Origin of the sequence: Streptomyces mutomycini (assembly GCF_001700505.1) — a bacterium.
GTDB lineage: Bacteria > Actinomycetota > Actinomycetes > Streptomycetales > Streptomycetaceae > Streptomyces > Streptomyces mutomycini.
Window position 1 is genome coordinate 1 of record NZ_MAPV01000260.1, and the last position, 8,550, is coordinate 8,550.

7 protein-coding genes and 1 pseudogene are annotated in these 8,550 nt (G+C 71.3%); 3 read left to right on the forward strand and 5 right to left on the reverse strand.

Annotation, left to right across the window (positions count from 1 at the left end; all coding sequences use genetic code 11):
- Together BFF76_RS28780 and BFF76_RS33135 are read left to right on the forward strand one after the other, a co-directional pair.
- The coding region (locus BFF76_RS28780) for an SUKH-4 family immunity protein (RefSeq protein WP_208604889.1) at positions 1–1,574 on the forward strand (1,574 nt) is incomplete at its 5' end.
- Positions 1,575–1,777: 203 nt separating this feature from the next.
- On the forward strand, positions 1,778–2,674 hold the full coding sequence (locus BFF76_RS33135) for a cellulose-binding protein (RefSeq protein WP_208604890.1): 897 nt from the start codon (positions 1,778–1,780) through the stop codon (positions 2,672–2,674).
- Between the two features lie 49 nt (positions 2,675–2,723).
- On the opposite strand, the gene BFF76_RS28790 is transcribed toward BFF76_RS33135, so the two are convergent.
- The 4 genes from BFF76_RS28790 to BFF76_RS28805 all read right to left on the reverse strand — a co-directional run bounded on the left by BFF76_RS28790 (position 2,724) and on the right by BFF76_RS28805 (position 6,785).
- Positions 2,724–3,074: an STAS domain-containing protein gene (locus BFF76_RS28790; protein WP_065849393.1), complete on the reverse strand. Its 351-nt coding sequence runs from the start codon at positions 3,072–3,074 to the stop codon at positions 2,724–2,726.
- Positions 3,071–4,354 carry a PP2C family protein-serine/threonine phosphatase gene (locus tag BFF76_RS28795; RefSeq protein ID WP_031098665.1) on the reverse strand — a complete coding sequence of 428 codons (1,284 nt, stop codon included), beginning with the start codon at positions 4,352–4,354 and terminating at the stop codon, positions 3,071–3,073. The genes BFF76_RS28790 and BFF76_RS28795 overlap by 4 nt, the downstream gene beginning before the upstream one ends.
- Positions 4,354–5,157 carry an alpha/beta fold hydrolase gene (locus tag BFF76_RS28800; RefSeq protein WP_031098668.1) on the reverse strand — a complete coding sequence of 268 codons (804 nt, stop codon included), beginning with the start codon at positions 5,155–5,157 and terminating at the stop codon, positions 4,354–4,356. Before BFF76_RS28800 ends, BFF76_RS28795 begins: the two co-directional genes overlap by 1 nt.
- 182 nt (positions 5,158–5,339) lie before the next feature.
- Positions 5,340–6,785, reverse strand: coding sequence for an NCS2 family permease (locus tag BFF76_RS28805; protein WP_053929130.1), 1,446 nt, complete (start codon positions 6,783–6,785; stop codon positions 5,340–5,342).
- Positions 6,786–7,119: 334 nt separating this feature from the next.
- On the opposite strand from BFF76_RS28805, the gene BFF76_RS28810 reads away from it, so the two are divergent.
- Complete coding sequence (locus tag BFF76_RS28810) at positions 7,120–7,740, forward strand: hypothetical protein (protein WP_051834751.1); 621 nt, start codon at positions 7,120–7,122, stop codon at positions 7,738–7,740.
- A gap of 24 nt (positions 7,741–7,764) precedes the next feature.
- Here BFF76_RS28810 and BFF76_RS28815 read toward each other — a convergent pair.
- A pseudogene (locus tag BFF76_RS28815) lies at positions 7,765–8,508 on the reverse strand (MFS transporter); the annotation flags it as partial.
- Positions 8,509–8,550 lie beyond the last annotated feature (42 nt).

Here is an 8,550-nt window from a genome sequence, read left to right on the forward strand (position 1 = left end):
GGGTGCGGCCGGGGGCGACCCCGCCGCCGGGTCCGGGTGTGCCGGCGGGTGGTTATGTGCCGACGCAGCTGGTCTCGCAGCAGGGTCCTCCGGGGGCGATGCCGCCTCCGGGCGCGCCGCAGCCGCCTGCTCCTCCCGGGCCGCCCGGTCCTCCTGCTCCTCCCGGGCCGCCTGGTTCGACGCCGCCTCCGGGTGGCGGGATGCATCACGCCGCGACGATGTTCGCCGATGCGAGCATCGGTGGCCCGAACGCGCCGCGTCCTCCGGGTCCGCCCGGTCCGCCGGCACCTCCTGGGCCTCCCGGTGCTCCGGGTGCTCCGGGTATGACGCCGCCGCCTCCGCCCGGCTCCACGCCGCCGTCGCCCGGCTCCACGCCGCCGCCGCCCGGCCCGCCTGGTCCTCCCGGTCCGCCTCCGGGGGCGATGCCTCCTCCGGGCGGCGGGGTGCACCATGCCGCGACGATGCTGGCGGGTCCGGGGCAGGCCGGCCCGGGTGCGCCGCAGCCGCCCGGTCCTCCGGGTCCGCCCGGTATGCCGGGGCAGGGTCCGCACACTCCGCCGCCGCCCTCCGGGGCGTACGGCTATCCGCAGCAGCCGGCGGGTCAGCCGACGGTCGGTCCGGGGTATCAGGCCGTGCTGCGTTTCCGTGCGCCCGACGGCAGTGAGCAGCAGCTGATCCGGCGTTCGGCGCCGGGTACTCCGCATCCGGAGTGGCAGATGCTGCATGAGCTGCGTGCGATGAACGTGCCGCCGCAGCAGGTGATCGAGCTGCACACGGAGCTGGAGTCGTGTGAGCTGCCAGGTGGTTACTGTGCGCGGATGATCCGGGAGACGTGGCCGCAGGTCCGGATCACGAGTGTGGCGCCGTACGGTACGGATCATGCGAGCCGGCAGCAGGGTATGCAGCATCTGCTGACGCATCAGGGTGAGTTGCATCAGGTGGCGGACGGTCCGGCGCGGCCGGCTCCGGTGCGGGCGCCGTTGCCGCAGGTGCCGCCTGCGATGGCGTTGCCGCCGGAGGCGCTGGCGGAGGAGCTGCACGGGGCGTTCGGTCCCGGTGTGCTGCGTTTCGATCAGCGGGCGGTGTCGCGTCAGGGTGTGCCTGAGGTGGTGGCGCGGACGCTGGTGTGGGCGGGGCTGCCGGCTGATTTCGGGCCGTTCTTCTGGGCGCAGCCGGGTCATCCGGTGGTGCCGACGCTGGCGGAGCTGGCGGCGCAGCGTCAGGTGCAGCCGGCGCCGGACGCGGGTTCGTATCTGGTGATGGGTTCGGACTTCGGCCGGGCGATCTGTGTGCAGTACGGGACGGCGAACATCGTGGCTGTTCCGGTGGAGGCGGGTCCGGGCGGTCAGCCGGTGCCTCCGCAGTTCGTGAACACGGGGCTGCCCGAGTTCGTGCGGTCGATGGCGTTGCTGGGCCGGATGTGGCGGTTGCGGTTCGGGTTGAATCCGGAGCAGGCGGGCCGGTGGACGGTCGATTTCCAGGCGCAGTTGGTGGCGATCGATCCGGCGGCGCTGGCGTCGCCGGACGGATGGTGGTCGGTGCTGCTGGAGCAGATGTGGGACGGACTGCTGTGATCCGTTCGGACCGGGTCTGATCTTTTGTGTGCGAGAGGCGCTCGCCCCTGGTGGGGGCGGGCGCCTTTTGTGTCGGGTTCTGTGATGCGGGTCGCTTCCGTCCTGAATGCAGCTGATCGATTCCGACTTCCGGGCGAATTGCCGCATCCTTGGCGTATTGCTTCATGGTCGGGGAGTCGGAGAGCGGGAAGAGGGCTTCAGGGATGAGTGGTGGACCGGTGTCCGCGCACGGATTTGTCGGCGTACGGGGGCGTGGTTACCGCCCTGAGCAGGTGGACCGCGTGGTGGCCTCGCTGTCGGCGGAGCGGGACGGGGCCCTGGAGCGCCTCTCGCGGCTGACGGAGCTGGAGCGGGAGCTGACGGAGGAGTCGGCTCGGCTGGGTGAGGTGGTTGCCTCACTGGCGCCCCAGACGTATCAGTCGCTGGGGGAGCGGGCGCAGCAGATCCTGGCTCTGGCGGAGGCCGAGGCGGAGGCGGCGCGGGGTGCGGCGCTGGAGGAGGCGCAGGCGCTGGCTGACGCGGCGGATGCGGCGGGCCGGGAGGTCCGCGAGGCGGCGCGTGTGCGGGCGGGGGCCGTGCGGGACGCGGCGGATGCGAGTGCGGAGGAGGTGCTCGCGGCGGCGCGGGATGCGGCCGGGGTGCTGGTGGACGAGGCGCGCCGGGATGCTGGTGAGGTGCGTGGGGCCGCGGATGAGGAGATGGCGGGGACGCGCCGCCGTACGGCGGGGGTGCTGGCGCATCAGGAGCGGGAGCATGCCGAGCGGGGCAAGGCGGCGGATGCGGAGATCGCCGGGGCGGAGGCTGCCACGGCGGAGCGTGAGGCGGCTCTGACGGCGCGTGGGGAGGCGCTGCTCGCCCGGGCGCGGCGGGAGCTGGCGGAGACGGAGGAGGCGGCCCGGCACGGCCAGGAGGACGCGGAGGCGCGGGCGGCGGAGCTGGTTTCGGCGGCGAGGGCGGCGGAGGAGCGTGTGGTGCGGGAGACGGAGCGGGTCCTGCGGGAGCACGAGGAGGGCCGCGAGGAGGTGCAGGCGCACATGGCGCATGTACGTAATTCGCTGGCGGCTCTGACGGGGCGTGCGGTGGCGGGTCCGGCGGAGTAGTTCCGCGTCGCGCGCCGCGTCGGGGCGGTGCCTGGCCCGCTTCGTACGGTCAGCTCCCGGCGGCGCCCCGGTTCCGCGTATCCGTGCCGGGTTCCAGTGTGAACACCTGGTCGAGTCCGGTGACGTGCAGGACGCGGAGTACGGGGCCGGGTACGTTGACCAGCGTGATCCGGGCCTGGGCGGCGGTCGCGTGGTTGCGGGCGACGATGAAGGCGGTGATGCCGCTCGAGTCGCAGAAGTCGAGGCGCCCGAGGTCGAGTACGAGCGGCCGGTCCGGTCCCAGGGTGAGGCCCGTCACCACCTGGCGGAGTTCGGCGGCGGTGCTGTAGTCGAGTTCTCCCGCGACCCGCAGCACGGTGCCGGTTCCGGTTTCCTGGACTGTTGTCGTCAGTGGGTTCATGTCGGGGTGTCGCTCACAGGGTGGGGCCGGTTGGTGGGTACGCCGAGGGCCAGCAGGGCGGTGTCGTCGTCCAGGCCGTCGCCGAAGCTGTTGAGCAGGCCGGTCATCGCGGTGATGACCTGCTGCGGTCCGGTGTGGGTGAGGCCTGCCGCGAAGTCGCGCAGGGCGTCGTCCCCGAACAGTTCGCGTTGATCGCCGGTCCGGGCCTCGGTGAGGCCGTCGGTGTAGAGCAGGAGGGTGTCACCTGCTGCCAGCACGGTCCTGGCGGGGGTGAAGGGGGCTGTGGGCAGGATGCCGACGAGGAGCCCGCCGGGGGTCGGCAGGTAGTCGGCCCGTCCGTCCTCGCGCAGGACGAGGGCCGGGGGGTGGCCGCCGGAGGCGAGCTGGACGGTGACGGTGTCGCCGTCGGGTTCGAGGACGCCGAAGACGGCGGTGCAGTAGCGCGGGTCGCCGGCGGCGTACCGCTCGTGGAGAACGGTGTTGAGGGTGGTGAGTGCTGCCACGGGGTCCGGGTCGTGGAGGGCCGCGGCCCGCAGGGTGTAGCGGGCCAGTGAGGTCACGGCGGCGGCCTGGGGGCCTTTGCCGCAGACGTCGCCGAGGAAGAAGGCCCAGCGTTTGCCGTCCAGGGGGAAGAGGTCGTAGAAGTCTCCGCCGAGACGGTCCGGCGACGCGGTGTGGTAGTAGGAGGCGGCTTCCATGCCCGGCACCGGGGGGAGGGCGGCGGGGAGCAGGCTGCTCTGCAGTACCGCGAGCGCTTCCTGCAGCCGTTCACGGTCCTCCTCGGCCCGCCTGCGGGCCCCTTCGGCGACCTGGCGTTCGCGGAGCAGTTCCTGTTCGTAGGCGCGACGGTCACTGGCGTCGAACACCGTGGTGCGGATGAGCAGGGGCCGGCCGTCGCTGTCGGTCTTCGTCAGGGAGCTGACGAGCGCGGGGAGCCGGCCGCCCCCGGCCTTCTTTATGTCGAGGGCGATGCCGTTGATGCTGCCCTGCATGCTCAGGAGGGGCGCGTAGTGGGTGTCGTGGTAGATCTTGCCGCCGACGGTCAGCAGGTCGGTGAAGCGCATGCGGCCGACGACTTCCTCGCGGGACCGTCCGAGCCAGGTCAGCAGCGTCGTGTTGATCTTCGCTATGGTCCCGTCCATGAGCGTCGACAGGTAGCCGCAGGGAGCGGATTCGTAGAGCTCTTCGGCGCTGTCCTCGAGCAACGCGGTGAACGCGGCGTCGGTGGAGGCGGTCGCCTCGCCCTTGGGCCGGTCGGGCACCGGGTCGGTACGGGACATCACGACAGGTTCCCGAGGAAGCCGGCGATGGCGGTCAGGGTCGCTTCGGGGGCGCTCAGGTGCGGGCAGTGGCCGGTCGCCTCCAACGTGACGAGCCGGCTGCCCGGGATGGCCGCGTGGACGTACGCACCCACTTCCCGGGGGGCGATCACGTCCTGTGAGCACTCCAGGACCAGGGTGGGGACGGTCACCTTCTTCAGGTCCTCGCGGGTGTCGGACAGGAACGTGGCCCGGGCGAAGACGTGGGCCATGGCCGGGTCGGTGGCGCAGAAGCTGTTGGTCAGTTCCGCACCCAGTTCGGGGCGGTCGGGGTTGCCCATGATGACGGGGGCCATGGCCGCCGACCATCCGAGGTAGTTCGCCTGCAGGGACTGCAGGAGCTCGTCGATGTCCTCGGCGCTGAATCCGCCCCGGTATCCGGGGGAGTCGACGTAGCAGGGCGAGGGGCCGATCATGATCAGCGAGGCGAACCGGTCCGGTGCCGCCGCTGCCGCCAGTACACCGATCATGGCGCTGACCGAGTGCCCGACGAACCGGACCTCGCGCAGGTCGAGCGCTTCGCAGATCTCCACCACGTCGCGGGCGTACCCGTCCAGCGCGCTGTAGCGTGCCTCGCTCCACGCGGTGAGGTCCGAGCGGCCCGATCCCACGTAGTCGAACAGCACGACGCGGAAGCGTTCCGCCAGCGCGGGTGCCACCAGCCGCCACATGTTCTGGTCACAGCCGAAACCGTGGGCGAGGAGGAGGACCGGTGCGTCCTCGGGGCCTGCCACGGTCACGTTGTTCCTGCTGACTACGTCCATACGAGCATCCTCGCACTTCCCGCCGGGGGTCCTGCCGGCCCGGGGGGGACGCCCCTTCGGCCACCGGTGCGGACTCGGTCCGACGGCGGGCCGGCCGCGTGCACGGTGCGGTCCGCGGGGGCGGCCCCCCGGGGCGGTGTGGTCCGCACCCAGGGGGGCCGCTCCGGCGGCGGCTCCTCGTGCTACTTGATGCCGAGGAGCTGTTCCAGCGGGTCTATGGCGAAGTACACGAGGAAGAGCACCGCGGTGCCCCAGAGCAGCCAGTGGACTTCCCGGGCCTTGCCCAGGCACGCCTTGATGATCACGTAGGCGATGAAGCCGGCGCCGATGCCGTTGGTGATGGAGTAGGTGAACGGCATGACGACGATGGTGAGGAAGGCCGGGACGGCGAGTTCGTAGCGGTCCCAGTCGATGTGCTTGACCTGCGTCATCATCAGGAATCCGACCGCGACGAGTGCGGGGGAGGCGGCCTGCATCGGCACGATGGTCAGGACCGGGGTGAAGAAGAGGGCCAGGGCGAACAGGCCACCGGTGACGAGGTTGGCGAAGCCGGTGCGGGCGCCTTCACCGACACCCGCTGCGGACTCGATGTAGGTGGTGGCGGACGAGGAGGAGGCGGCGCCGCCCGCCACGGCGGCCGCGCCGTCGATGAGCAGGACGCGGCCCAGGCCGGGGACCTGGCCCCGTTCGTCGAGGAGCCCGGCTTCGGCGGTGACGCCGACGACGGTGCCCATCGTGTCGAAGAAGTCCGACAGGATGAGGGTGAAGATCAGCAGGACGACGGTCAGGACGCTGATCTGTCCGAACGAACCGAGCAGGTCGAACTGGCCGAGCAGCCCGAAGTCGGGTGCGGCGACGGGGGAGTCGGGCACCGAGGGGGCGGTCAGGCCCCAGGACGCGACCTCGGCCAGCTGGTTGACGACGATCGACAGGACGGTCATCAGGACGATGCTGATGAGGATGGCGCCCTTGACCTGCCGGGCGAGGAGGACGACCGTGAGGATCACGCCGAGGCAGAAGACGAGCATGGGCCAGCCGGTGAGGGCGCCGGTGCCGAGCTGGACGGGCACGGTGGTGTTCGCGGCGTCCGGGATGCGGGTGACGAATCCGGCGTCGACGAAGCCGATGAAGGCGATGAAGAGGCCGATGCCCACGCTGATCGCCTGTTTGAGGGCTTGCGGGATGGCGTGCATGATCGCTTCGCGCAGACCCGTCGCCACCAGTACGCAGATCAGCAGGCCCTCGAGCACGATGAGGCCCATCGCGTCGTCCCAGGCCATCAGCGGGGCGACCTGGTAGGCGACGACGGCGTTGATGCCCAGGCCCGCGGCCAGGGCGAGCGGCAGATTGCCGCCCACACCCATGATCAGGGTCATCACCGCGGCCACGAGGGCGGTGGCGGTCACCAGCTGGACGGTGTCCAGCTGCTCGCCGAACTTGTCCTTCGCGCCACCGAGGATGATCGGGTTGAGCACGAGGATGTACGCCATGGTGAAGAAGGTGGCGAAGCCACCCCGTACTTCCCTGCCGTAGGTCGATCCGCGTTCGGTGATGCGGAAGAACCTGTCGAGAGCGCCACCGGATCTGGTCGGTGGTATCTCGGCAGGGCTGGTCTTGCTGGGGTGCATGACGGTGTCTCCTGGGCCTGCAGTCGATGGGTAACGGGGGAACCGCCGCTGCCCGGCTGGCTGGCAGACAGTTGTGCGAACACACATGCGGCGCCTTGCGAGCGGATCATACGTGCCGAGGTGTGACCATCAAGTGCCGTGCATGGGAAGTGAGTTACGGTACGAAATCTGCCTGTCGGTTCCTACGGAATCGCCGGTGATCTATGGCGTCAAACCGTGATGCAGGCGACAACGACCATGGATTTTTCCGTCACGCTCCCCTTACGTTCTGTGCGTGCACCCTCCACTCCCTTTCAATGCGCGTGCTGCCCGAGCCCTGCGTGAGAAGCTCGGGATGGCCCACGGACACGTCGCCTACGGCATGCGGGCCTCCTTCGGGACGGCCTACGTCACCCCTGAGCACGTCGCGGCCTGGGAGAGCGGTACCGCAATGCCCAGTGCCGCTGAACTGGCCGCTCTGGCAGGGGCGTTGTGGTGCCATCCTCGTGAACTGATGGGGCGGCCGAGGACGTTGCGCGAGCACCGCATCGCCCAGGGGGTCGCCCCCGAGGACGTCGCCCGGGGGACGGGCCTGGCCCTGGACGCCTACGTCCGCATGGAGGAGGCCGGCCGGTGGACCGGGGACAAGCGTCAGTCCGCGAAGCTCGGCAGTGTGCTCAGGCTGCCGCCGCGTGACTTCATCGCCGTCACCGGACTCGAGGGCGAACTCGCACGCCTGCTCACCGAAGCCGTCACCACCCGGTGGCAGGCGCACGTCCGCGCCATCGCCAAGCTCATCTCCGTCGAGCGCAAGCAGCTGCACGAGCCGCTGGACTCCATGTACCACGAGTACCAGGCGCTCATGGCCGCCACGCTCAGCCGGGCCGGGGGCAGCACCGCGTCCGGCGAGGACGGACGGCGCTACCTCGAGGAGGTCGTCGACCACTTCTGGGTCCGGCTGCCGGAGCAGTCGTGACCGGCCGGGCCGGGAGGGGGCGGCTCAGCCCCTGGGGGCAGGGGCGGTCTCCTCGTGTTCGGCCAGCACCGGGAAGCGGCGCGGGGCGACGAACACCAGGACCAGCAGGGCCAGTCCGGCCGCCACCGCCGCACCCGTGAAGGCATGGTCGGTGGCGGTGTCGACGGCACGCCGCAGGTAGTCCCTCGCCGCGCCGGAGAGGGCCGCCGGGTCCTCCAGGGCGTGCGAGACGGCGTCCAGGCCGCTGGGCAGTCCCGGCACGGGGGCGTCGGCCAGCCGGGAGGCGATCACCCCGTTGGCGACGGCGCCGAAGAGCGCGGCCCCCACGCTCTGGCCGACCTGCCGGCAGAAGAGCACGGACGCCGTCGTCGTACCCCGCTCGGTCCAGCCGACCGTCGACTGCACCCCGATGATCAGCGGGAGCTGGAAGAGGCCGAGCGTCGCCCCGAGCAGCAGCATGAGCAGGGCGGGCTGCCAGGCGGAGCCGGGGTAGGGCAGCAGCGGGAAGCAGAGCAGGACCAGCAGGGCCCCGGACATGCCGATGACGGCGGTGCGGCGGAAGCCGACGCGGTTGTAGACCCGGTCGGAGAGGGCGGCGGCGACGGGCCAGCTCAGGGTCATCACCGACAGGACGAACCCGGCGGCGATCGGGCCGAGTCCGAGGACGGACTGGGCGTAGGTGGGCAGGAAGACGGTCGGGGCGACCATGAGCAGCCCCATCGCGCCGAGTGCGAGGTTGACCGAGGCGATGGTGCGGCGCCGCCGAACCCGTCATCCCCGGCTGGGTCTGGCGGCGCCGCACCATCGCCT

Excerpts from the sequence above, each read along its gene's own strand:
- BFF76_RS28810 (WP_051834751.1), top strand. The coding sequence starts at position 7,120 with ATGGCCCACGGACACGTCGCCTACGGCATGCGGGCCTCCTTCGGGACG.
- BFF76_RS28795 (WP_031098665.1), bottom strand. The coding sequence starts at position 4,354 with ATGTCCCGTACCGACCCGGTGCCCGACCGGCCCAAGGGCGAGGCGACC.
- BFF76_RS28790 (WP_065849393.1), bottom strand. The coding sequence starts at position 3,074 with ATGAACCCACTGACGACAACAGTCCAGGAAACCGGAACCGGCACCGTG.
- BFF76_RS28800 (WP_031098668.1), bottom strand. The coding sequence starts at position 5,157 with ATGGACGTAGTCAGCAGGAACAACGTGACCGTGGCAGGCCCCGAGGAC.
- BFF76_RS28805 (WP_053929130.1), bottom strand. The coding sequence starts at position 6,785 with ATGCACCCCAGCAAGACCAGCCCTGCCGAGATACCACCGACCAGATCC.
- BFF76_RS33135 (WP_208604890.1), top strand. The coding sequence starts at position 1,778 with ATGAGTGGTGGACCGGTGTCCGCGCACGGATTTGTCGGCGTACGGGGG.